The following is a 22,544-nucleotide window of genomic DNA, read 5'->3' as shown; positions in this document are numbered from 1 at the left end:
AGATACTTCGGCCCTAACCTCCGGCCACCGACTGGATGACCAGCACCTCCTGGCCGGGCGACACCTCGGTTTCCAGTCCCTGGAGCCGGCGCACTTCGTCACCGGCAACGTAAATATTCACGTAGCGGCGAAGTGCGCCGGTTTCGTCCCGCAGCCGCCTGGCCAGCACCGGGTAATCCCCGGTCACCGAATCCAGCAGGCTTCCCACCGTCACCGTCCCGTCGGCGGGCGCAGTCAGGATGGACCGGCCGCCGGCCAGCGGCTGGAGGACGCTGGGTAGCACCACGCTGATGTCAGGCACCGCGGGCCGCTGCCGCTTCCGGAACCGGCAGTCCAGCCGCAGGGACTACGGCGGCGCGGACACACAGGACGTCGGGTAGATGGCTGACAACCTCAGCAAACGTCTCCCCTTCATCCGCGCTGGCGTACACGGTGCCGCCGCGCGTTCCGAAGTAGACGCCGGCCGGCTCGGACGAGTCCACGCCCGCGGCGTCTCGGAGGACGCTGTTGTACTCCCCCTTGGGCAGGCCCGTATCCAGGCGCTTCCAGGTGGCCCCGGCATCGTCCGTTCGGTGCACGGCAAGCTTCCCTTCGGGCGGGATCCGCTCGCCGTCGGCCTTGAGCGGCACAACCCAGGCGGTTCCTTGCCGGCGCGGGTGCGTCAGCATCACAAAACCGAAGTCGGCCGGAAGTCCCTCGGCGATGGAGTTCCAGTTCTCGCCGTTATCATCCGTGCGGTAGACGCCGTGATGGTTCTGCGCGTACAGCCGTCCTTCCACCGCAGCATCCGCCGCGATCTTGTGGACGCACTGGCCGAACTCAGGATTGGGGTCCGGCATGAAGTAGGCCGAAATACCTTTGTTGCGGGGTTCCCAGGACTCACCGCCGTCGAGCGAGCGGTACACACCGCCGGTGCTCATGGCGACGTGGACGTTGTCCCCCGCCGGATTCACCACGATCGAGTGGGCGGCGGCGCCGCCGTAGCCCGCACCCCAGTCGCTGCGGTGAGGGTGGTCCCATAGCCCGCGGTTGAGTTCGAAATGCTCGCCGCCATCGGTGGATTTCCAGACCGAAATCGGTTCGGCACCTGCCCAGACCACCCCTGGCCGCGACTCTGCGTCCGGGTAGATCTGCCAGATGCGCTCCACGGCCGCGCCGGTGTCTTCGGGAAAGGTGATGGCGCCCTGTTCAGGTTCGGTCCAGGTGGCGCCCAGGTCATCGGAGTGGGCCACAGTGGGGCCCCAGTGCTCGGACCTGACCCCCACCATGATCCGGGTACGGCCGTCCCGTGTGTCGATCCCGATGCTCGGGATTTCGCTCATCAGGAAATGCGGGCCGGAGAAGGACCATTGCTTCCGGTCCGGGCTGGTGGCCAGCCAGAGGCCTTTTTTGGTCCCGATCGCTAAGACAAAGTTCTCTTGGGTTGCCATGCACCCATGCAACCACCCCGGCCGGAGGGCCGCAACGCTATCTTCGCTATATGGACTGGTCCGAGGGGACTGCTCCGGGTGTACTGGTCCGGCGCGGCCGTGCCGGCGGCGCCAAGGAGGTCCAGTCAGTCGACGAATTCGGACTGCGTCTCGATGAAATCCCAGTCGGCTTCGGTGAGGACCGCCACCGGGGTATCCGGATGCGGCCCGCCGGCTTCTGCGATGCCCTGCAGCACCGGCAGCGGCAGTTCCGGCGCACGGAGGTTTTCCCTCAGCCATTCCTTGGTTTGCAGGTCCAGATCCAGCCACCACATGTAGATTTCCATGCCGGTCACGCACCTTTCGTATGCTTCAACGTTAGGCTCCGCCGTGCCCTCGTTCAAGGGTGGCCACAACCTGGCAATGCTCCCGATTCCGCGTACATGCAGGTAACGCCGCAGGTCAAAGGCGGAAAAAGACGAGTACCCGCTACTCGCGACGGCGCCCGTGCGGCGCCCCTAGCCTGAAGCCACAAGCAAAACTGATCATGCTGCTGGGGGCATTCAGAACCGCCGCTTCTCCCTCGCCGCCATGGTCCTTTCGGAAAACCTGGGGAGACGAAAAACCATGAAACGAACATTCGCAACTTTGGGAGTTGTGGGGCTGGCAATGCTCAGCGTCACGGCCCCGGCCAGCGCGGCAGACAACTTCACTCTTTGCCACAAGGGGAGGACCATCAGCATTGACCTTAGCGGGGTGAACGGCCTGGGTGCCCATAGCGGTCACTCAAAGGACATCATCCCGCCCAATGAGCTGCTGCCTGGCGGATTGAACTGGGACGCTCAAGGGATCGCGGACTATGAAAATGACTGCGCGGCTGCGACGCTGCCGCCGGTTGTTGTTCCGCCGGTAGTGCCGCCGGTCGTCGTACCGCCAGTCGTACCGCCGGTCGTCGTTCCGCCGGTAGTGCCGCCGGTCGTCGTACCGCCGGTCGTACCGCCGGTCGTGGTGCAGCAGACACCGGTCGCAGGCGCGGTCACACCGGCAGCGCAGACGCCCGCGCCACAGGCCGCCGCCCCGAAGGGCGCAGTCGCCAAGGCTCCAGCCGCTGTCAGCCAGGGCACCAACCAGGGCTTCAACGCGCAAACCGCCGTCGGCGGAGCAGAGGAAAGTACTACCTGGCTGGCCGGTCTGGGCGTCCTGCTAGGTGCGAGCGCTGTGGTTGCAGTGCGCCGCAAGTCCCGGACGGAATCGCCGACGGCGGGCTGACGCCCGCCAGAGCCTCCGGGGTCTGTTACCGAGGGCGTCCCGCCAAAACCCGGCGGGACGCCCTCGGCGCAATTTCAAAGCGGGCGCACCCTCCACCTGCTGAACGCAAGGCGTCCGAACGCAAAGGAACATCATGTCCAAGCACTCCAGCACCCGCGTCGTCCGCCGCGGCGTTCTGCGTGTCGTGGAAGTCCTGCGCGCGCGGGGATGGAACCGTGGAGACCTGGCAATCCTGCTGTGCGGAGTCCTGGGTTTCCTGTCCCTCACTTTCGGGGCACCCCTGCTCAAGCACGGGGAAGCCGCCGTCCCCACAGCGGAACTGTCGGCACGATACCGGGCCACGCCGTCGCCCGCTCCTTGGCCGCTGTCCGGCACGGGCGAAGCTCCGGGGGCAGCTCCAAAGACGGCAACAGCCCCTCCCCCAGACGCCGCCACCCCCGGCCCGGTCTTGCCGGAAGCCTCCGCACCCCTGCGTATTCTCTATCCCGCTGCGGCAATCGACACGGCCGTCCATCCCCTTGAACCGGACACCTCGGCCGTCGCCACACGGACAGTGGAGCCGCCCACCACCATGGACGGGTACTGGCTGACACCGTTCGGGACTCCCGGCAACGGGTCGGGCAACACCACGTACATCATCGGACACAGCTGGGAGGGCCGGGACGCCCCGTTCAACCACCTCAGCTCCGCTGCCCTCGTCGGCGACACCTTCGACGTCGTCACCGCGACCGGCACCATCCCTTACCGCGTGGACAGCGTCACCACGTACTTCAAGGACAGCCTCAAGGACAGCCCCATCTGGGACATGGTGCCGAGCCGTGTGGTCCTGATCAGCTGCTACACGGAAGATCCGTGGGGCAAGAACGTGGTTGTCTCGGCGTCGCCCGCTGCCGCCTGACACGTCCACGTGCCGTCGGCCCTTCAAGTCGGCCCTGTTCAAGTGGCTCCGCACAGGCACAGAATGATCCTATGAGTCCCGAACGATTCAGTGGTCCGCCTCCGCTGCTGGTGGGCGTGTTGCCCCATCAGCACCCGGAAGTGCTGAAGACCGCCACGGCGCTGGCGGCCAAACTGGCCGTGCCGTTGCTGTGTGCCTATGTCGACGAGGCCAGCTACCTGGTGGAATGGGATCCCACCAGGTCCGCACACCGGCTGTCGCTGCACCCGGACAAGGACGACGACGACATCCGCTCGGTCACCACGGAACTCAGGGGGGTGATCGCGGAAGCCGTGGCCGACGCCGCCACGCCGGCAACCCCCGTGGACTGGACGCTGCGGACCCTGGCGGGGGATCCGGGCCGCGCCCTAGCCCGCCTCGCCGCGGAAAGCAACTCCCCCATGATCATCGTGGGAACGTCGGAGCGCGGCCTGACCCACCGGATCTCCGAGATGCTCAACGGATCAGTGGGACTCTGGCTGACGCACCATCAGAGCCGGCCGGTGCTGGTGGTTCCCTACCGGAGGCCTGCGCATCAGGACGATGCCTGAGCCGGCTGCCTCGCCCATCCGGGGCGGTTTTCGGGTGACCGAAATAATAAAGCGAAAGTAGTTATTCGAGGTGGTAGCGGAGGGCTGTACTGGCACGTAAGCTAATTCAAGCAGAAGGATCCGGCCGCAGCGGCCGGGTGAATCTGCCCAAATACTGCTCCGGAGTGCGTATCCCCCAATAACGCACTCCGGAGCTTTTTTGTGCCGTCCCAGAGCCGCACGCGCCCAACCTCGTCGCGCTCGTCTCCGCATGGATACCCCCTGGGGGTACTTGCAAAATACCCCCATAGGGTATATGTTGGCGGCATGGAACCTTCGCTGGAAACCCTGACCACACCCGCCGGCGCTGACCCGGCGCCTCCGCACGGCTACACCGCCAACAAGGAGGCATACCTGCGCAGGCTCAAGCGCATCGAGGGCCAGGTCCGCGGGATCGCCCGGATGGTGGACGAGGACAAATACTGCATCGACATCCTGACCCAGGTCGCCGCGGCCACCAAAGCCCTGCACGCCGTGAGCCTGGGACTCGTGGAAGAGCACATCGGCCACTGCGTCGTGGGCGCCGCCGGGGAACCCGATCCGGCCCGTCGCACTGAGGCCATAGACGCCAAAGTCAGGGAAGCCACAGCGGCCATCGGCCGCCTCCTGCGCTGACCAACTACCACTAACCACCTGCCACCCAGACACGGCCGGCCCACCGCCGGCCCCTTTGAAGGAGCCAGCCATGAGCACCACCTCCACCACCGTCAATGTGTCCGGCATGACCTGCGGCCACTGCGTTTCGTCCGTCAGCGAGGAACTTGAATCGCTCGCCGGGGTTGAAACGGTCGACGTCGAACTCAACGCCGGCGGCATTTCCACCGTCACCATAACCTCAAGCCAGGAACTGTCGCCGTCCGAGATCGGCGAAGCGGTAGCCGAGGCCGGCTACCTCGTTGTTGCCAACGACGCGTAACGCTGTCCGATCGGGGGATCCCACATGAGTACAGACCATCTCCAGCACCAGCCCCAAAGCCGGGTGGTTGAACTGGATATTGAGGGCATGACCTGCGCCTCCTGCGTGAACCGCGTGGAAAAGAAGCTGGGCAAGCTCGACGGCGTCGAAGCCTCCGTCAACCTCCCGCTGGAATCCGCCCACGTCACGGTCCCGGCCGGCATCACGGACCAGCAAATAGTGGACACAGTAAACGCCACAGGCTACAAAGCAACGGTCCGCCTCCCGCGCTACCCGAGCCAAAGCCACCCCCACGCCGACGAGCACCACGCCGACGAGCTCGACGTGCCGCCCGCAAGCGGCGACGTCGGGGGCATGCGGCAGCATGCGTCTAAGCGAGGCACGAGCGAGCATGCAGAGCATGTCGCCGGTGGCGGCGCGGAAGGTGACCACGCGACCCACGAAGGCACCGCTGGCACCCACGACCACATGAAGCACGGCGGAACCTCGGCCCAGCTGCGCCCGCGCCTGATCGTGGCCGCGATACTGACGCTCCCGGTCCTCGCGATTTCGATGGTTCCGGCCGTGCAGTTCCCCAACTGGGGCTGGGTAGCCGGGGCCTTGGCGCTTCCGGTGGTCAGCTGGGCGGCCTGGCCCTTCCACCGCGCGGCGGCTGTCAATGCGCGCCACCTGGCGTCCACCATGGACACACTGGTGTCGATCGGCGTCGCCGCCGCCTACCTGTTCAGCCTCTGGCAACTGGTCCTGGATCCCCGGATGACAGAGCACCCGGCCATGGAGGGGATGGAGTCCGCCGGCCTCTACTTCGAAGTGGCCGCCGTAGTCACCACGTTCCTGCTCCTGGGCCGGTTCCTCGAAGCCAACGCCAAGCAGAAAGCGGGCGACGCCCTCAAAGCGCTGCTGAACCTCGGCGCCAAGGACGCCACCATCCTGCACCACGGATCCGAACATAAAGTCCCCGCCGATCAGCTCCTCGTAGGAGACGTCGTGGTGGTCCGCCCCGGCGAAAAAATCGCCACAGACGGTGAAGTTATCGACGGCGTTTCAGCCGTGGACGCGTCCCTGCTGACCGGCGAATCCGTTCCGGTGGAGGTGGAGCCCGGGAGCAAAGTCACCGGCGCCACCATCAACACTTCCGGCCGTTTGCTGGTCCGGGCCACCCGCGTGGGCGCCGAAACCACGCTGGCCCAGATGGCCCGGCTGGTCTCGCAGGCGCAGACCGGCAAAGCCCCCATCGCCCGCCTCGCCGACCGGATCAGCGCGGTGTTTGTCCCGATTGTGCTGGCCATCGCTGTAGTCACGTTTGGGCTGTGGCTCGCGTTCAGCGGCCCGGTGATTGACCCTGCCGAGCTCAGGGCCGCCTTTACCGCCGCCGTCACCGTCCTGGTCATCGCGTGCCCATGCGCCCTGGGCCTCGCCACTCCGGTGGGACTGCTCACCGGTACCGGCCGGGGAGCCCAGCTGGGCATCCTGATCAAGGGCCCGCAGGTCCTCGAAGACACCCGGACGGTGGACACGATCCTGCTCGACAAGACCGGCACCGTCACCACCGGAAAGCTCGCCGTGGGCAGCACTGTGGCGTTTGACGGTTACCTGGGCACCGACGTGCTGCGGTTCGCCGGCGCCGTGGAGGCGGCATCGGAGCACCCGATCGCCCACGCCATCGCGGCCGCGGCGGTTAAGGCGCAAACCGCAAACGACGACGGCGGGCGGCTTCCCGCCGTCGAACACTTCCGTTCGGCACCCGGCGGCGGAGTGGTGGGAACCGTTGATGGGCGCGTGGTCCTGGCGGGCCGGACCGGATGGCTCACGGAGAACGGCGTCCGCCCTTCCGGGGCGCAGCTGGAGGCGCTGGCCGCGGCGGAAGCCACCGGTGCCACGGCCATCTGGGTGACGGTGGACGGTAACCCTGCCGGCATCATCAGCCTCCGTGACACCGTGAAGCCGGGATCCGCGGAGGCAGTGGCAAAGCTGAAGAAGCTCGGGCTGCGCCCCATCCTGCTGACCGGGGACAACGCCGCGGTGGCCGCGCAGGTCGCTGCCGCCGTCGGCATTTCCCCTGACGATGTTTTTGCAGGTGTCCTGCCTGCCGGGAAGGTGGACGCCGTCCGTCGGCTCCAGGCGGGCGGGGCCATTGTGGCGATGGCCGGCGACGGCGTGAATGACGCCGCCGCGCTGGCCCAGGCTGACCTGGGCATCGCCATGGGATCCGGTACGGATGTGGCCATCGAGGCGGCGGACCTCACCGTCATGGGAAACGACCTGGGCCAGGTGGCACAGGCCATCGAATTGTCCCGGCGTACGCTGGCCACCATCAAGACCAACCTGTTCTGGGCGTTCTTCTATAACGCCGTCGGCATTCCCGTGGCCGCCCTGGGCCTTCTAAACCCGATGATTGCCGGGGCCGCGATGGCGGCGAGTTCCGTCCTGGTGGTGGCCAACTCGCTCCGGCTGCGCAGCTTCGGCAAGTAGGCAGCTCTTTGAGGGGTCGCGCGGCTCAGGTGGTGCCGAACCGCACGGCCGCGCGGGCCCTTGCCTTGGCGGCCTCTTCGTCCCGGTGCTTAGCGGGAGCGTGGGTGACCAGCGAATCCAGCAGGTGTTGGGTGATGTGGGCGATCTCGTGCACCGCCGCTTCGAAGGCGTCCTCGTTGGCCTTGGACGGCTTGGTGCTGCCGCTGACCTTGCGCACATACTGCAGCGCGGCGGCATGCACTTCCTCAGAGGTGGCATGGGGTTCGAAATTGTGGAGGGTTCGGATGTTCCGGCACATATGCCCATGCTAGGCTCTGGAACGCCTCGGATCGACCCCCAGCCCTGCATGGGCAGCGGTGCCCATCGACAGTGTTTTGGGGCCGGGATAGGTTCTAGGTAATGGATCTTCCGGATCAGCCGGGGGCCGCTGGGGATGCCGATCTGGATCGGATCCAAGACTAACGAGGAGAAACTGATGGCTATGTGGGGCGCAGATGTAGAGCAGCTCAGGACTCTTGGCAGCAAGCTGCAGGCCGGTGCCGGCGAGATCGAGCAGCAGAGGTCAAACCTGACCCGTGTGCTGGACAGCACCAACTGGAAGGGCCCGGACGCCGAACACTTCCGTGGCGAATGGTCAGGCACGCACACCGCGGCGCTGAACCAGGTCATCCAGGCGCTGAAGGATGCCGGTCAGAAGGCCACCAAGAACGCCAACGAGCAGGACCAGGCTTCACGCTAACAGCAGAAGCCCTACTGCGAGGGCCCGGACACTTTCACAGTGTCCGGGCCCCCTCTGCATTAACAGGGTCGCCGGGCACTCAGGGCACAGGTTCGACGTCGTTCGCGTGGTCCAGCGGGGCGGGCGTCCCGGCAACACCAGCGGCCGTCCCGGAGCGTAGCTCGTCCAGCCGTACCAGGACCACGCCGCCCACAATGAGGGCCCCGCCCAGGAGTTGGATGGCACCGGGAAGCTCACCAAGAAGCAGCCAGGCCCAGATCACGGCGAACAGCACCTCTGTCAGCGAGACGAAGGACGCCACCTTGGAGCCAAGCGCCCGGGCAGCGACAATGCCGGAAACGTACGCCAGGACCGTTGCCATGATGATCAGGCCACCCAGGGAGACCCACCAGGGCGTGACCCAGGGGCCAAGCTTGGTATCCACGGTGCTGAAGTTCATGGGGAGAAGTCCCGTGGCGGCCGCCAGCCACATAACGGCCGCCCCCACCAGCAGCCCGGCGGATGCCAGGACGATGGGTGGCAGGGAATCATTTTCCTTGGCCGTGATGAAGAAGTAGATGGCAAGGCATACGGCAGCGGCCATCCCCCACAGGACTCCGACGATGTCGATCCTGACCGTTCCGGTGAGGTCCAGCACCAGGATCAGGCCGCCGAGCGAGAGCACTGTTCCGCCGAAGGTCAGCGCCTGCGGCCGCTTCCTGCTGGCGGCCCAGAGCCAGAGAACAATGAGCACCGGGGCCAAGTACTCCAGGAGCAGGGCCACTCCGACCGAAAGGCGGGCCACCGCGTTGAAGTAGAACAGCTGGCACGCGGCAACGCCGATCAGGCCGAAAAGACCGATGGTGACCCAGTTGTCGCGCAGCTGGTACCACCGTCCCCGTAAGGCCAGAACGGCAGGAACGGCGAGAATCAGGGCGGCACCGGTCAGGCGGGCTGTTACGGCAGCGCCCGGAGACCAGCCGGTTTCCAGGAGCGCCTTGGCGAAGGAGCCGGAGAGCCCGAAGACGGCAGAAGAGAACAATGCGATTCCAAGACCGGAGCCAAGGAATCCGCCCGCGGCTGCGGGGTTAGGGGCGGCAGTCACCGACGCCTCCTGTCAGGAGTAAAGTGGGGTAATGGTCCTGACATTACGCCCGCTCCCAGTAAGGAGTCAAGATGGTCTTTGCCCCTGACACCGAAATAGCCCTGCGAACCGTGGTCAACCTGATCAACACGGCGGCCAACGGACGCGAATTACTCGCCACGGTGGCGGAGCTGGATGACTTCCTCCGCTCCGAAGGGTTCAGCGGATCCCGCGCCGGCGATGCGGCGGAGCTGTCGAGTGTCCACGACCTGCGCGGGCGGCTTGCCGCCCTCTGGACGGCAGACGAAGACGCTGCTGTGGCGGGCGTCAACCGCCTGTTGCGCGAGGCCAACGCCCTGCCCCAGCTGATGAAACACGATGAGTGGGACTGGCATCTGCACGCCACTGCCAGGGACGCACCGCTGGCAGAGCGCATGGGCACCGAAGCCGCCATGGCCCTGGCGGACGTCATCCGGAGCAAGGAAATGGACCGCATGCTGGTGTGCGAGGCAGAGGACTGCGACGCCGTGGTCCTGGACCTCAGCCGCAACCGGTCGAAACGGTACTGCGATACCGGGAACTGCGCCAACCGCGCGCACGTGGCAGCGTACCGCGCGCGGCAGGCTACCGTTCGCTAGGAGTGGCTGGAGCCGGTACCGTCAGCGTCCGGAGCCTCAGGGGCGCCGCCGGTCTGGCTGGGGCCATGTCCCCCGAATCCGTGCGACGGTTTCCGGGCTGAACTCAGGTTGACGCCGGATCCCTTGCCCAGGTGTTCGGAGTTCTCCTTGTGGCTCATGGCCAGCATGGCCGCGATCACCAGCGTGACGATGAACGCGATGCCGGCGCCCGTGAAGGCGAGGTCGAACCGCGGGGTCTTCGCGCTGCCGCCGGAGGCGAAGATCAGCACCGTAACGAAGGCGAGGACGGCCCAGAACGCAGAGAACATCAGCGGCCCCTTCACCGAGGTCCGCAGCTTGCGCGGTTTTCCTGGTTTCTGGTCTGCCAAGGTAGTTCCTCTCCTACAGCCATGCCGAAGGGCGTGCTGGTTCGAATGTGTGGGGTTGTTCCGGGCGCGTTTTCTACGCCGGGTAGAACCGTTCGCTTCTAGTTTACGGCTTCGCGGAGGCGGGCCGGGAATCGTGCCTTAGACTCAGCCCCGACAGGACCCACAGCACACCGGAGATGATGGCTCCGCCGCCGGCAACGCCCAGCAGGGCATGGGCCCCGAGGCTGATGAAGAAGGGCAGGATCGCCGCGGTACCAAGGCCGATGATGCCCGAGGCCAGCCAGTCGCGGGCCAGCACGTGCCGGCCGCGATACGTGAGGCCGCAGTACAGCTCCACGGCTCCGGCCAGGCCAAGTCCCACTGCCGCGACGACGCCGAAGACGCGGTCCCCGTGAAGCAGCACCAGGGCAACACCGGCGCCTGCCAGGGCTGCCCCTGCGGCGGAGAGGATCTTGCCGGGCATGCCGTCACGCGCGTAGCCGGTCTTCGGGATGGCCCAGAGCAGCAGCAGTCCCGTGGCCAGCAGATACAGCCCGCCCGCCCAGCCCATGACCTGGACCGACGGTCCGGCCCAGAAAATGGTCACGGCGCCGAACACCAGTGCGGCAACGGCCCGGAGCAGTACCGGCTTCCACAGGTCTGCCTGCTGGGCGGTGCCGGCGGGAGCATCTGTGGGCGTCAGTGGTTGGTTCACCGGTCCAGTTTAGTGGCCGCCGGCCCTATGGCGAACCCAGCACCATCCAGTGGTCCGACCGGGCGCGCAGGCCCAGCGTCAGCGCCCGGGCGGCCATATACCCCAGCGCAAAGGCGGCCCACAACCACACGAGGCCTGCAGCGGCGGACAGGCCGGAGACTGCAACGGCAACGAGCAGGGGGACGTAGACAGCGAGGTTGGCCACGCCCGCCAGCGCCAGGTACCTGGCGTCTCCGGCGCCGATCAGCACGCCGTCCAGGACAAAAACATAACCGGCAAGAGGCTGCCCGGCGGCCAGGATCCACAGGGCGTAGGTCAGCACGGACTGGACGCCGGCGTCGGAAGTGAACAGCCCCCCTGCCCAGGGCGCGGCGACGGCCAGCAGGACTCCCGTGGCCACGCCGAATCCGATGCCCCAGCGGATCATGGTCCGGGTCAGGTGCCGCGCCCTGGCGGCGTTGGAGGCGCCCAGTTCCTTGCCGATCAGGGCCTGGGCGGCGATGGCAAGGGCATCGAGGGCAAAGGCGAGGAACGAGAAGATGGTCATGGCCAGCTGGTGTGCCGCCAGGTTGACGGCACCTTGCCCCGTGACCACAAAAACCGTGGCCAGGATGGCGATGCGCAGGCTCAAGGTGCGGAGCATCAGCCACGAACCGACCCGGGTCATTGCGCGGATGCCGCTCCAGTCGGGCCACAGGCGGATGCCGTGCCGGGCGGCATTTCGCTGGACCATCACCAGATAGACGGCCGCCATGGCCCACTGCGCCACGCTGGTGCCTGCCGCTGAACCCGCAACGGACCAGTCCAGCCCGTAGACCAGCCACAGGTTAAGGACAACATTCAGGGCAAAGCCTGCGGTGGCCACGAGCAGCGGCGTCCTGGTGTCCTGCAATCCGCGCAGGACGCCGGTGCCCGCGAAGATGAGCAGCATGGCCACCAGGCCGGGCATGGACCAGCGGAGATAGTCAACGGCGAAGGAGTGCACCTCACCCGCCGCCCCCATCAGGGACACCAGCGGTTCAGCAGCCCAGAAACCGGCCACCGCCAGGATCACGCCCAGCAGAAGTGCCAGCCAGACGCCGTCGCGCCCTGCGGCGAGTGCCTTGCCCAGCTGGCCGTGTCCCATCGCGCGGGCCACCGCAGGGGTGGTGGAGTAGGCGAGGAAAACCATCAGGCCGACGGCGGTGTGCAGCACGGCGGAGGCGAGCCCCACCCCGGCCAGCTGGGCCACGCCGAGATGGCCCACAATGGCCGAATCCGCGAGCAGGAACAGCGGTTCGGCGATCAGTGCGCCGAACGCCGGCACGGCGAGCCGCAGGATTTCCCGGGCATGGCTGGCGGGACGCTGGATGACAGCGGGGGCGGATTGATTGGGCACGGTTTCAGCCTAACGGCCGGCACCGCCCGCGTGGCCGCTTCGCTTCCGTGACGCCGGAAGTCATGACAAGGGACACAATGGCGGGCCATTAGTTGACACTTCAACCAATTGTCAGAGAGACTCGATTCATGAATCAGTCACGCCTCACCACCACCGCCATCACCGTCCTGCGCGTCGCCCTCGGCTTCCTCTTCGCCGCCCACGGCTGGCAGAAGTTCACCGAATGGACCATCGCCGGCACCCAGGCCGCGTTCACCCAGATGGGCGTTCCGGCAGCCAGCGTGTCAGCGCCCTTCGTCGCAGGCCTCGAACTGGCTGGCGGCATTGCCCTCATCCTGGGCGTACTCACCCGCGTGGTGGCCGCCCTGCTGGCCGTCAATATGATCGGTGCCTTCTTCCTGGTCCATGCCTCGGCAGGAGTCTTCGCCGACAAGGGCGGGTACGAACTGGTGCTGCTCCTGGGCTCTGCCGCCCTGGCACTCGCACTCACCGGAGCCGGCCGCGTCTCCGTGGACCGCGTCCTGTTCGGCCGTAAGGGCTCCAAACTGGCAGTTCTCGCCTAAGCGGACTCCTCTTCAACGAGCAACGCCCGACGGCGGACAGGCACCCAGGTGCGGGTCCGCCGTCGGGCGCTTAACGTCTTGGCAATGGCAGGAGCGTCAGCCGGTCACCCCGGTCAGTTCGTTGGGCACGCGGTCCAGGTCCGCGGTTTTGATGATTTTCCCGGTTTTGAGATCCACGGCATGGATCCTGGAAGCCGCCGGCTCTGTGACGTAGGCGGTTGAACCCTGGACAAACAGGGTTGGGCGGGGATCCTGCCAGGCATCCGGCTCCGTCCAGGCGCCAACCACGGAAATGGCAGTGGTCTCCTCGCCCGTCGTCGGATCAATCACATGAAGCGCCCCGTCCGTGCCCAGCACCAGAGCCTCCCCGCCCGGACCGCGGCCCAAGGAACGGAAGGAATAGCTGGCGCCCAGATCCACCAGCTGCAGCGTCCCGGTGTCGGTGTTGACCAGCGAGATCCGGGTGGGCCGCTCCAGGTCGGCGTCCCTGTCCACCTTGTAATCGCCGAGGATCACGGGAGATTCGTGGCTTCCGGCCTGGTTGCCCATGCGGCCGTACGGGTCAGGGCTTGCAACCTTGGTGAAGGCGCCGTCGCGGTAGACCAGCATGCCGTCCTCACAGCCCACCACCACGGATTCATGGCCCGCCACCGCCTCACCATGCACGCCGGGGCACTCCTCGTTGCGGAGCAGTTCACCGCGTCCCTGCCCGCCACCATTTCCCGGCGCGCTCAGCAGCGCCAGGCCAGTGCGGCCTTCCTCGTTCCCGAGGGTGACCAGCAGCTTCCCATCCTCCAACGCGACGGCGACGCCGTGGTGTGCTTCGGGTGTGGTGTAGGTGCTGGTCTCGGGCAGGCCGGCCTTGAGTGCGTCAGTCAGCGCGGCCGGATCAAAGACCTCCACCTTCCCTGAACCGTCATTGAACAGCACTGTCTTCCCGGCGTGGCTGACTACGTGGCCGGCCTTGCTGGCGTTGAAGGCCCGGTCCGTCAGCCGAGGTGCGGCGGCATAGGAGTGCCCATGGTCGCCGTGCGCCTCGGTCCACACACCGGCATCGAAGACGCGGAAGGAATCTCCGGTGGCCACCAGAACGTGGCGGCCGTCGCCCGCCGGGCTGAGGCGGTTGAAGCCTTCCAGCGGCACTTCCTCCACGGGCTTCAGCGTCTTCGCATCAAGAACCGTAATGCCCGCGTCGTGGGTCAAGACCAGCCTAGGAGTGGGGGCCCGGCCTTCCTTCGCCTGCCCCGCTGCGGCGGAAGCGCCGGCCGAGTCAGGGCCTGCGCCCTGCGACGGTCCGGAGCCCGCGCCCGGAGCAGCCCCGCATGCCGTGAGGAGCAGTGCCGAAACCGCGAGAACTGCCGGGAGCTGCTGGGGATAAGTGCGCATATGGCCGGGATGTGAGTGAGTTTTTATCATATCGCTAACAATAATCATTATCAATAGAGACGCAAATCGGATGACCTCGACTGTGTCATGGCGGGCACCAAGGGCACCCCGGTCATCCAGGCCGATGCATGATCCTGTGTACCGGCAGTCGGTTGCGCGCGAGAATATCGCCTACAACCAACCGCCGCACCCCAGCTTCTTCATCGGAGTGGGCATGGAACTGCCCGCACAGCCGGATATGACCTATGCCGGCACAAAGCAGCCTCCAGTAGTCCACGGACAGAACTGCCCTGTCGGCCCCACAAGGGCGGGCGGGGCAGTTCCTGATGCAGGTATGTGTCGGCCCCGACCCCTCCGGTAACACCGCGCCTCAGTAAGATCTCAGCATGACTGAGACCGCGGCCAATTCCGTAACCCTCCGCTTCCTGGCTGCCCCCACGGATGTGGGCCACAGCGGCTCGGTGGATGCGGGGACCGTCCTCGAATGGGTGGACAAGGCTGCATACGCTGCCGCCGTGGGCTGGGCCAAGTCCTACTGCGTCACCGCCTACGTGGGCAACATCCACTTCGCGGACCCCGTGAACAGCGGCGACATGGTGGAGGTGGAGGCCACTATCGTCTACACGGGACGCTCCTCCATGCACATCCGGACCGTCGTCTCGTCAAGCGACCCCAAGGGCGGGCCTGCCACGATGCGCAGCCAGTGCATGGTGATCTTTGTGGCGGTCGGCGACAACGGCAAGCCCATCCCCGTCAAACAGTTCGAACCCGTCACGGCCGCGGAGATCGAACAGCGGGACCACGCCCTGGCGCGGGTCAAGGTCCGTGAACGCATTGTCGAAGCCATGAACGCCCAGGAATATACCGACGCCGGGACCGCCGAACGCGTGACGCTGCGGTTCATGGCTGCCCCCACGGACGTGAACTGGGGCGGGAAAGTGCACGGCGGAATCGTGATGAAGTGGATCGACGAAGCCGCCTACGTCTGCGCGTCCCGCTACTGCGGCATGGACACCGTGGCGGTCTTCTCCGGCGGCGTGCGCTTCTACCGGCCCCTGCTGATCGGCCACGTAGTGGAGGTCGAGGCCAGGCTGGTTTACACCGGGACCAAGGGCATGCACATCGCCGTACACGTGCGCTCCGGAGATCCGAAGGGCAAGGAACTGAACCTCACCACATATTGCCTCACGGTGATGGTGGCCCGCGACGCCGACGGAAACTCCGTGCCTGTCCCCAACTGGGTGCCGGTCTCGGCGGAGGACAAACGCCTGCATACCCACGCCCGCGAACTGCTCGAGATCCGTGGGACCGCCCCGGGGAACCGGCTGCCCAACCACCTGCTGGGGCGGGACTAAGACTAACGGATCCACCTGCTGGGGCAGGCTGAACCAGCCAGCCGGCCCCGGCAGGAACGGTCCTAGAAGCCGCTGCCGCCGGCGTCGGCCGCCATGTTGGCGAAGCGCGAGTAATGACCCTGGAATGCCACCACTATGTCCTTGGTGGGGCCGTTACGGTGCTTGGCGATCAGGATGTCCGCCTCGCCCGCACGCGGGGATTCCTTGTCATAGACGTCCTCACGGTGCAGCAGGATGACCATGTCCGCATCCTGCTCGATGGAGCCGGATTCGCGGAGATCAGAGACCATGGGCCGCTTGTCCTGGCGCTGCTCGGAGCCACGGTTGAGCTGAGACAGGGCGATGACCGGAACCTGGAGTTCCTTGGCCAGCAGCTTCAGCGCACGGGAGAACTCGGAGACTTCCTGCTGGCGTGACTCCACTTTCTTGCCGGAGCTCATGAGCTGCAGGTAATCCAGGATCACGAGCTTCAGGTCATGCTGCTGCTTGAGGCGGCGGCACTTGGCCCTGATTTCCATCAGCGACATGTTCGGACTGTCATCAATGAAGAGCGGGGCATCATTCATCCGGCCCATGGTGGTGGCGATCTTGGACCATTGCTCGTCCTTGATGGTGCCCTTGCGAAGGTCCTGCAGGCCGATGGTTGCCTCGGCGGACAACAGGCGCATGGCGATTTCGTTCCGGCCCATTTCGAGCGAGAACATAACCGTGGCCAGGTTGTTCTTGATGGCCGCAGAGCGGGCGAAGTCCAGGGCGAAGGTGGACTTACCAACTGCCGGACGGGCGGCGATGACGATCATCTGTCCCGGGTGGAGTCCATGCGTGAGTTCGTCGAGTTCGTAGAACCCGGTGGGTACGCCGGTCATGCCTTCCCCGCGGTGTCCGGACGCTTCGATCTCGTCCACCGTGGCTTCCATGACGTCCTTGAGGACCACATAGTCCTCTGCTGTGCGGCGCTCCGCCACGGCGTAAACCTCGGCCTGCGCCTGGTTGACCAGGTCCTCCACCTCACCGTCGGAACCGTATCCGAGCTGGACGATTTTGGTGCCTGCGTTGACGAGCCGGCGCAGAATGGCGCGTTCTGCCACGATTTCGGCGTAGTAGCCGGCATTGGCGGCCGTGGGGACAGTCTGGATGAGCTCGTGCAGGTAGGCGGGTCCGCCGATCCGGTTGATCTCGGCGCGCTTGGTCAGCTCGTCCGAGACGGTGACCGCATCCGCCGGCTCGCCGCGGCCGTAGAGGTCGATGATCGCCTCGTAGATAGTCTCGTGCGCCGGTCGGTAGAAGTCCTGGCCCCTGAGGATTTCCACGACGTCCGCGATGGCGTCCTTGGAAAGCATCATTCCGCCGAGGACGGACTGTTCGGCGGGAATGTCCTGTGGTGGCTTACGGCTGCCTTCTGATCCGCGGGTACCCTCGATCGAGTCCAGGTGCGTTACTGACAAAGCTGCCGTCCTCCATAGTGTGCCGCGACTTGATGCGGCGAGTAAGTCATTCACCTGCCGGGGTGCCCTCCTGCGGGACCTCCACGGGACGGCATACGTTCAGGTCTATCAGCGGCCTCCGACAATGAAGCCCGGCGGGCCCGATTGAAGCCTTCGCAACGTTGAGTCTGCGCAACGCGCGTGGGAGTTATCCCCATGTTCCGCAAGTTATCCACAGAATGCGCCGCAGCAGCCGGGCCGAAGTCCTCCGCTGCTGCGACAGCATAGGTCCGCGACGGCGTCACAGCGCCCCAAAAGCAGGTATCCCGCAACGGTAGCCGCCACCGCCCCAGCGTCCAAGCCCACCAACCCGGAGGGTTGTGGATAACCTGTGCACTAAGGGGCATAGCTTGTGCACAGCCTGTGGGTGAACCTGTGGAAACAAAAAAACTTTTGCCGCATACAGGCGTCTGACCTGCGAAAACGTTCGTCTAGGATGTGGACTAAATTCTTTTTTTCTCAACCTTCATCCACAGCTTGCGACGCGGCGCTGCTTGAAAGGTCCCGCTTTCCGAGTGTCTCCACCGGTGATTCATGCCCGCTTGGTGATGCACGACACACCACCAGCCATGTTTTGACGCCACAGCGAATCGGCTGTATGCAACGGCAGGAATGTGCTGTGGATAACGGGCATCTGGCATAAGCTCTGACTATGGGCGATGTACTGATGGTGTTTCTGCCGGCCGGCGTGCTGGCGGCAATAATCTGGGCATTTACGACGGCCCTCAGACCCCGTAATTCCGGGACGTCCGACGCCGAGAAGTACCAGCAGGACCTGGCGAGACGCTCTGCGGAGCACTATGCCGAGCAGGTACGCGTGGCAACAGCCGTGCGTGCCCGCCTGGAGGCCAACACCCGGCCCAGCCAGAACGAACAGCAGCAATCACAGCAGGAAGACCATGCCCGGGCTGCACGTCGCGGGCAGTCCGGAGCGGGTGCCGGCCAGTATGGCTATGCGGCCCTCCCCGGTGGGATTCAGGACCCTCAACTGGCAATGCAGTTGCAAACGATGGCGCACGACGGGCATAAGATCCAGGCCATCAAACTCCTCCGCCAGGCAACCCAAACTGACCTGGCAACAGCCAAAAAGTATGTAGATCGGCTTTAGAAATGGAATCGCTCGTGATCCCCGTTATCATCCTCGCGGTTGTGGCCGTCGGTGTCGTATTGGCTGCCCGGGCGGTCAGCAGGCGGCAGGCGGCCGCCAAGCAGCCCGGCACCGCCCCTGCGCTGGATCCGGTGGAGGTGGCCCGCCGGGCTGCCGCCAAGCTCTCTGAGGACCAGCACCGCAGGTTGTACGCGCTGATTGCCCAGGGACAGGCGATGGCGGCCATCAAGATGTACTACGAGGCCACAGGAGAAGGACTGCGGGCATCCCGGGACGCGGTGGGGGCGCTGGCCGCCCACCCGCAGGCCTACCGCAGCCCGGCCGCTGAAGCGGCGGAGGCAGAGCCCGACGATGACGACACGCCCCAGCGGTTCCCCTACCGCTACCGGGCCATTGCCAGCAAGGGCGATGTGACGCGAGAGGTCAGCAGCAATATGCTCAACGACGAGATCTACGGCCGTATCCGCACGCTGGCGCGCAGTGGCGACACCGAAGGCGCCGCCACTGCGCTGACCAAGCACTCGGACATCTCCATGAAGCAGGCGCGCGAGTTCATCGCCCTCCTGGACGACTAGGGCTCGTGGGCGGCTACGCTCCTGCACCCCAGGGCTCTCAGCCGCGGCACAGTGCGCCGTCCGGCTGTCAGAAGTCGAAGATGTCTCCCAGCCAGCCTTCCTTCTTTTTGGGCCGCCGTCGGTCGTGGTCGCGGTCATACCCCGGCTTGTCGTACTTCCGGTCGTCGTAACGCGGCTGGTCGTAACGCGGCTGCTCGCGGCGGGGTTCAAAGTTCGGATACAGCGGGGGCGGAACCGGGGCAGCGACAGGCGCCGCGGCCGCAGGCCGCGCCGGGGTAGGAGCGCGGCCGTTCATGGCGTCGTTGGCGCGGTCGATGATCTTGTCCAGCTCACCGCGGTCCAGCCAGACGCCGCGGCACTGCGGGCAGTAGTCGATTTCGACGCCGCTGCGTTCGCTCATGATCAGGTCAATTGAATCCACAGGACACTTCATGTTCCGGTCAACGACCGGGGACGCCGAATAGTTCAGCAGCCGGGATCCCGGGCGCTGACGGGGGAGCTTTGCGGGCGGGCGCTGACTTTGCGGACCGCGCGCCTTAGCGTCCGCCGGAAATGCCTGCCAGGAGTTGCGCGAACGGCAGGGACTCCAGTGCCGCCGGTTTGCGGCCGGGCTGATCCTCCGCGAGGAGGGCGGCAAACTCAGCCGCCGCACGGTCGATCCGCGACGAGAGGGGTGAGCCGCCGTCGTCCGTGTTTCCCCAGTCCTGGGGGCCGGCGAAAACGGCCGTAGCGGCCATCCTGGTGCGCAGGTAGCTGAACAGCGGGCGCATCGCGTACTCGAGGACCATCTGATGGCGGTCCGTGCCGCCAGTGGCACCCAGGAGCACAGCCTTCCCGTCCAGGGACTTGGGGTCCAGGACGTCAATGAAGGATTTGAACAGGCCGCTGTAGGAGGCGCTGAACACCGGGCTGACGGCAATGATGCCGTCGGTTGCCTCCACGCCGGCAATGACATCCGCCAGGCGAGGGGCCGCATAGCCCGTGACAAAGTTGTTGGCGATGTCCACCGCGAGGTCCCGGAGCTCAACGACCTCAACCTTCACCTCGAAACCCGCATCGGCGAGGCGGTGTTCTGCTGCAGCGGCGAGCTGGTCGGCGAGCAGCCTGCTCGAGGACGGCACGCCCAGGCCGGCGGACAGTACGGTAATGCGGCGGGTTTCCACGTGGACTCCTGAGGTTCGGTACAGCTCATTCTACATGCGTTTGCATGTATCGAGATAACCGATGCCTGTCCGCGTTTATTCCAGCGGTGCCAGGTCACCGGCGGTTGGACTCCGGCTGGCATGAAATGAGCATCTGCGTTTCCGGGTATGCGCGGGAGGGGCACCCCTTCTACCTAAAGCGCTTACGGGATGAGTCCCCGGTGCACCTAACAGATCACTTGGCGTTGCCCCTCCACACCTAGCTCCGGCGGGAGCACGAAATTCCCTATGTAGGACGCGATGCAAAAAGCGAGTACTCAGTACTGGTGTTTACCTGGCCGGGCTGGTCATATGCTCAATTTACGGGCAGAGTCACTCGGCCGGGGGTTTCGAATTCCTCTAGAGGCACTGGCTGGATTAGTCGCCGGGGCCGAGACACCATCCGACCGAGACCACCCCAGACAGGAGACGACCATGCGCACCTGGCAGAGCAAGGCACTGCACTTCGACATCCACGGCCGCATCACGATCCGCGTCGACGCAAAGGCGCCGTCAGCGACCCAGCTACAGAGCATGTTGGCGTGTTTCGCCACCGACACCGAACGGCCGGCCGACATCGTCGTCGACGCCGGGCCAGAGCCAATGCCGGATGCGGGTCTGCTCGAGCACGAGCTGGCGTACACGGGGAACAGCGTGCGCTTCCAAGACGATCGGGTCCAGATCGTGAGGGACGCAGAGCAGTGGCGCATTCACGGGCCGGGCGAGCTGTTGACCTCCGTGGTCCCTGTTCTCGATGTCGCCATGGTTGGTCGAGGAGCCGGCATGATCCACGCGGCAACGATGGCGTACCGGGGTCACGCGATTGCGCTTCCCGCCGCCGGAGGGACCGGTAAGACGAGCACCGCTGCCAAGCTGATGAGACGCGAGGGATGGTCGTTCATGGGTGACGACTGGGCCTTCCTCGCCGAGGACGCCACGCTGCTCGGCTACGCGAAGCCGATGTTCATCAAGCCGCACCACCGGGCCATCTACCCGCACCTGTTCGAAGGTGTCCGGAAACCCCTCGTCCCGTCACAGCTCTCGAAGAGCGTCGGCCGTCTCACGACGCTGGTGCATCCTTACGTCATTCGTTATCCGCGCCTCGCGGACTTCTCCCGGCGATGGTCGCCGGAGCACCGCATGGTCGAGGCGGCGACCGCGTTCCCTGGGCGAGAAGTGACGACCTCGGCCCCGCTCGCGGCCGCCATCTACATCGAGCGCTTCGAGGGCGCCCGGTCTCGGATCGTCGAGCGGACGAGCGACTGGATGGTCGACCGCATGATCGGCAACTTCCATATCGAGATGGCGGGCTTCTCGCAGCGCGTCGTGACTGGCTTGGCGGCCACGTCCGTCCTCCCGTGGCGCGAGCACTTCGCGGCGAAGGGGGTCGTGCTGAGCAAGGCACTCGACGGACGTCCATGCCACCTGCTGCAGGTGCCCTCCGCGTACACGGCGGACGAAGCGTCGGACGACATCGTCCGGTATCTCGAGGAGCTGCTACCGTCGGTCCTCGACCAGGAGGCCTGACGTGCGGGACACAGAGGGTCACAGCCCTGCCGAGGTCACCGCGGTCGTTCCGGCTCGCAACGCGGAGCACCTGCTCCCGCGCTGTCTGGGGGCCCTGCGCCAGTCAGGTGTAGCCGAAATCATCGTTGTGGACGGCTGCTCCACCGACCGGACCGTCGACCTCGCCCTCGCGGCCGGTGCCCGGGTCCTGAGTGACGAGGGGCGCGGCCTGCCATGGGCTCGAACGCTCGGTGTGCAGAGCAGCAGCACCCGTTGGGTCGTGCTCGTCGACGCCGACGTCGTGTTCGGGCCCACAGGGGTTGCCGACCTGCTCACGGAGCTGGTCGAGGGCGGCTACGACGCCCTCCAGGCCGGTCTGGAGAGTGTCGCCGGACCAGGCTACTGGGGGCAGGCGCTGGCACATCACCATCGCACCGGCCGCAGCCGCAACTGGTTCGGTCTCGTGGCGACGGTCGTGGACCGCGACCTGATGCTGGGCGTGGGTTTCGACGACTCGTTCAAGTCGGGAGAGGACATCGAGCTGCGTTGGCGGATGCGGGAGTCAGGGCTGCGAACAGCGGTGTCACGCCGGGTCGTCGTCGAACATCGTTTCGCCGCAGACGACTTCGACTTCGCGCTCGACCAGTTCCTCATGGACGGAACGGGACTGGGACGGATGGTCCGCAAGCACGGCTGGCGCGGTGCGAGGTTGGCGCTGCTGCCCTTCGCCGCGGCAGTCCGCGGCAGCGCCTTGAGCCTCGCCGCGGGCCAGCCTCGGTGGCTCCGCTACTACTTCGCCTTCTGCTGGTATAACTACGCAGGCCTGGCGAAGGGGTTGCGTCGTGAGCGCTGAGCGGGGGACCACTGTCAGGGACGGCTCGACCGTCCGGCACTCCGCTTTGCGCAGCTCGCT

At 66.0% G+C, this 22,544-nt stretch carries 27 protein-coding genes; 15 read left to right on the top strand and 12 right to left on the bottom strand.

Going from position 1 to position 22,544, the window contains the following annotated elements; genetic code table 11:
* Window positions 1–13: 13 nt before the first annotated feature.
* The 3 genes from NFC73_RS09640 to NFC73_RS09630 all read right to left on the bottom strand — a co-directional run bounded on the left by NFC73_RS09640 (window position 14) and on the right by NFC73_RS09630 (window position 1,756).
* Window positions 14–301 carry a MoaD/ThiS family protein gene (locus tag NFC73_RS09640; protein WP_254749654.1) on the bottom strand — a complete coding sequence of 96 codons (288 nt, stop codon included), beginning with the start codon at window positions 299–301 and terminating at the stop codon, window positions 14–16.
* Window positions 294–1,430 (bottom strand): WD40/YVTN/BNR-like repeat-containing protein, encoded by a 1,137-nt coding sequence (locus tag NFC73_RS09635; protein ID WP_254749652.1) that lies wholly within the window; start codon window positions 1,428–1,430, stop codon window positions 294–296. The genes NFC73_RS09640 and NFC73_RS09635 overlap by 8 nt, the downstream gene beginning before the upstream one ends.
* Window positions 1,431–1,555: 125 nt before the next feature.
* Window positions 1,556–1,756: a hypothetical protein gene (locus NFC73_RS09630; RefSeq protein WP_254749881.1), complete on the bottom strand. Its 201-nt coding sequence runs from the start codon at window positions 1,754–1,756 to the stop codon at window positions 1,556–1,558.
* A gap of 280 nt (window positions 1,757–2,036) precedes the next feature.
* Between NFC73_RS09630 and NFC73_RS09625 the strand changes: the two genes are divergently transcribed.
* The 6 genes from NFC73_RS09625 to NFC73_RS09600 all read left to right on the top strand — a co-directional run bounded on the left by NFC73_RS09625 (window position 2,037) and on the right by NFC73_RS09600 (window position 7,593).
* Complete coding sequence (locus tag NFC73_RS09625) at window positions 2,037–2,678, top strand: hypothetical protein (protein ID WP_254749650.1); 642 nt, start codon at window positions 2,037–2,039, stop codon at window positions 2,676–2,678.
* Window positions 2,679–2,811: 133 nt separating this feature from the next.
* Window positions 2,812–3,576, top strand: coding sequence for a class F sortase (locus tag NFC73_RS09620; protein WP_254749648.1), 765 nt, complete (start codon window positions 2,812–2,814; stop codon window positions 3,574–3,576).
* Window positions 3,577–3,647: 71 nt separating this feature from the next.
* Window positions 3,648–4,166: a universal stress protein gene (locus tag NFC73_RS09615; RefSeq protein ID WP_254749646.1), complete on the top strand. Its 519-nt coding sequence runs from the start codon at window positions 3,648–3,650 to the stop codon at window positions 4,164–4,166.
* A 306-nt stretch (window positions 4,167–4,472) separates the two neighbouring features.
* Window positions 4,473–4,820: a metal-sensitive transcriptional regulator gene (locus NFC73_RS09610; protein WP_254749644.1), complete on the top strand. Its 348-nt coding sequence runs from the start codon at window positions 4,473–4,475 to the stop codon at window positions 4,818–4,820.
* A 70-nt stretch (window positions 4,821–4,890) separates the two neighbouring features.
* Window positions 4,891–5,121, top strand: coding sequence for a heavy-metal-associated domain-containing protein (locus NFC73_RS09605; RefSeq protein WP_058930688.1), 231 nt, complete (start codon window positions 4,891–4,893; stop codon window positions 5,119–5,121).
* Between the two features lie 24 nt (window positions 5,122–5,145).
* On the top strand, window positions 5,146–7,593 hold the full coding sequence (locus tag NFC73_RS09600; protein ID WP_254749642.1) for a heavy metal translocating P-type ATPase: 2,448 nt from the start codon (window positions 5,146–5,148) through the stop codon (window positions 7,591–7,593).
* A 25-nt stretch (window positions 7,594–7,618) separates the two neighbouring features.
* Here the strand turns inward: NFC73_RS09600 and NFC73_RS09595 are convergent, their stop codons facing one another.
* A complete protein-coding gene (locus tag NFC73_RS09595) occupies window positions 7,619–7,891 on the bottom strand; it encodes a DUF2277 domain-containing protein (RefSeq protein ID WP_254749640.1) in 273 nt (90 codons plus the stop codon).
* 177 nt (window positions 7,892–8,068) lie between these two features.
* On the opposite strand from NFC73_RS09595, the gene NFC73_RS09590 reads away from it, so the two are divergent.
* Entirely contained in the window at window positions 8,069–8,332 is a 264-nt protein-coding gene (locus tag NFC73_RS09590) for a WXG100 family type VII secretion target (protein ID WP_254749638.1), read from the top strand.
* Between the two features lie 79 nt (window positions 8,333–8,411).
* On the opposite strand, the gene NFC73_RS09585 is transcribed toward NFC73_RS09590, so the two are convergent.
* Window positions 8,412–9,416 carry an EamA family transporter gene (locus NFC73_RS09585; protein ID WP_254749636.1) on the bottom strand — a complete coding sequence of 335 codons (1,005 nt, stop codon included), beginning with the start codon at window positions 9,414–9,416 and terminating at the stop codon, window positions 8,412–8,414.
* A 71-nt stretch (window positions 9,417–9,487) separates the two neighbouring features.
* On the opposite strand from NFC73_RS09585, the gene NFC73_RS09580 reads away from it, so the two are divergent.
* Window positions 9,488–10,033: a CGNR zinc finger domain-containing protein gene (locus NFC73_RS09580; protein ID WP_254749634.1), complete on the top strand. Its 546-nt coding sequence runs from the start codon at window positions 9,488–9,490 to the stop codon at window positions 10,031–10,033.
* On the opposite strand, the gene NFC73_RS09575 is transcribed toward NFC73_RS09580, so the two are convergent.
* The 3 genes from NFC73_RS09575 to NFC73_RS09565 all read right to left on the bottom strand — a co-directional run bounded on the left by NFC73_RS09575 (window position 10,030) and on the right by NFC73_RS09565 (window position 12,473).
* Window positions 10,030–10,401 carry a hypothetical protein gene (locus tag NFC73_RS09575; RefSeq protein ID WP_254749632.1) on the bottom strand — a complete coding sequence of 124 codons (372 nt, stop codon included), beginning with the start codon at window positions 10,399–10,401 and terminating at the stop codon, window positions 10,030–10,032. The two genes, NFC73_RS09580 and NFC73_RS09575, sit on opposite strands and share 4 nt — an antisense overlap.
* 103 nt (window positions 10,402–10,504) lie before the next feature.
* A complete protein-coding gene (locus NFC73_RS09570) occupies window positions 10,505–11,095 on the bottom strand; it encodes a hypothetical protein (RefSeq protein WP_254749630.1) in 591 nt (196 codons plus the stop codon).
* A gap of 25 nt (window positions 11,096–11,120) precedes the next feature.
* Window positions 11,121–12,473 carry an MATE family efflux transporter gene (locus NFC73_RS09565; RefSeq protein ID WP_254749628.1) on the bottom strand — a complete coding sequence of 451 codons (1,353 nt, stop codon included), beginning with the start codon at window positions 12,471–12,473 and terminating at the stop codon, window positions 11,121–11,123.
* 128 nt (window positions 12,474–12,601) lie between these two features.
* On the opposite strand from NFC73_RS09565, the gene NFC73_RS09560 reads away from it, so the two are divergent.
* Window positions 12,602–13,036 (top strand): DoxX family protein, encoded by a 435-nt coding sequence (locus NFC73_RS09560; RefSeq protein WP_254749626.1) that lies wholly within the window; start codon window positions 12,602–12,604, stop codon window positions 13,034–13,036.
* A 96-nt stretch (window positions 13,037–13,132) separates the two neighbouring features.
* Here the strand turns inward: NFC73_RS09560 and aztD are convergent, their stop codons facing one another.
* Window positions 13,133–14,422: a zinc metallochaperone AztD gene (aztD, locus tag NFC73_RS09555; protein WP_254749624.1), complete on the bottom strand. Its 1,290-nt coding sequence runs from the start codon at window positions 14,420–14,422 to the stop codon at window positions 13,133–13,135.
* 70 nt (window positions 14,423–14,492) lie between these two features.
* Here aztD and NFC73_RS09550 point away from each other — a divergent pair, with 70 nt between their 5' ends.
* Window positions 14,493–14,783: a rhamnogalacturonan lyase family protein gene (locus NFC73_RS09550; protein WP_372494621.1), complete on the top strand. Its 291-nt coding sequence runs from the start codon at window positions 14,493–14,495 to the stop codon at window positions 14,781–14,783.
* A gap of 25 nt (window positions 14,784–14,808) precedes the next feature.
* Window positions 14,809–15,777, top strand: a complete 969-nt coding sequence (locus NFC73_RS09545) for an acyl-CoA thioesterase (RefSeq protein ID WP_254749622.1) — start codon at window positions 14,809–14,811, stop codon at window positions 15,775–15,777.
* 62 nt (window positions 15,778–15,839) lie between these two features.
* Here the strand turns inward: NFC73_RS09545 and dnaB are convergent, their stop codons facing one another.
* Entirely contained in the window at window positions 15,840–17,222 is a 1,383-nt protein-coding gene (gene dnaB / locus NFC73_RS09540; RefSeq protein ID WP_058930676.1) for a replicative DNA helicase, read from the bottom strand.
* Between the two features lie 691 nt (window positions 17,223–17,913).
* On the opposite strand from dnaB, the gene NFC73_RS09535 reads away from it, so the two are divergent.
* Both NFC73_RS09535 and NFC73_RS09530 read left to right on the top strand, forming a co-directional pair.
* The gene (locus NFC73_RS09535) at window positions 17,914–18,369 is read left to right on the top strand and encodes a hypothetical protein (protein ID WP_254749620.1); all 456 of its coding nucleotides are present in this window, start codon (window positions 17,914–17,916) and stop codon (window positions 18,367–18,369) included.
* 2 nt (window positions 18,370–18,371) lie between these two features.
* Window positions 18,372–18,944, top strand: a complete 573-nt coding sequence (locus NFC73_RS09530; RefSeq protein WP_254749618.1) for a hypothetical protein — start codon at window positions 18,372–18,374, stop codon at window positions 18,942–18,944.
* Between the two features lie 67 nt (window positions 18,945–19,011).
* Here the strand turns inward: NFC73_RS09530 and NFC73_RS09525 are convergent, their stop codons facing one another.
* Both NFC73_RS09525 and NFC73_RS09520 read right to left on the bottom strand, forming a co-directional pair.
* Window positions 19,012–19,377, bottom strand: a complete 366-nt coding sequence (locus NFC73_RS09525) for a TFIIB-type zinc ribbon-containing protein (protein WP_254749616.1) — start codon at window positions 19,375–19,377, stop codon at window positions 19,012–19,014.
* A 103-nt stretch (window positions 19,378–19,480) separates the two neighbouring features.
* The gene (locus NFC73_RS09520) at window positions 19,481–20,107 is read right to left on the bottom strand and encodes a CE1759 family FMN reductase (RefSeq protein WP_056341725.1); all 627 of its coding nucleotides are present in this window, start codon (window positions 20,105–20,107) and stop codon (window positions 19,481–19,483) included.
* 453 nt (window positions 20,108–20,560) lie between these two features.
* On the opposite strand from NFC73_RS09520, the gene NFC73_RS09515 reads away from it, so the two are divergent.
* Entirely contained in the window at window positions 20,561–21,652 is a 1,092-nt protein-coding gene (locus NFC73_RS09515; RefSeq protein ID WP_254749614.1) for a hypothetical protein, read from the top strand.
* A 1-nt stretch (window position 21,653) separates the two neighbouring features.
* Window positions 21,654–22,484 (top strand): glycosyltransferase, encoded by an 831-nt coding sequence (locus NFC73_RS09510; protein WP_254749612.1) that lies wholly within the window; start codon window positions 21,654–21,656, stop codon window positions 22,482–22,484.
* Window positions 22,485–22,544 lie beyond the last annotated feature (60 nt).

Source organism: Pseudarthrobacter humi, from assembly GCF_024294965.1.
Classification (GTDB): domain Bacteria; phylum Actinomycetota; class Actinomycetes; order Actinomycetales; family Micrococcaceae; genus Arthrobacter; species Arthrobacter humi.
Note: the sequence above shows the minus strand (reverse complement) of the source record. Positions and strands in the feature narration are given on the sequence as shown.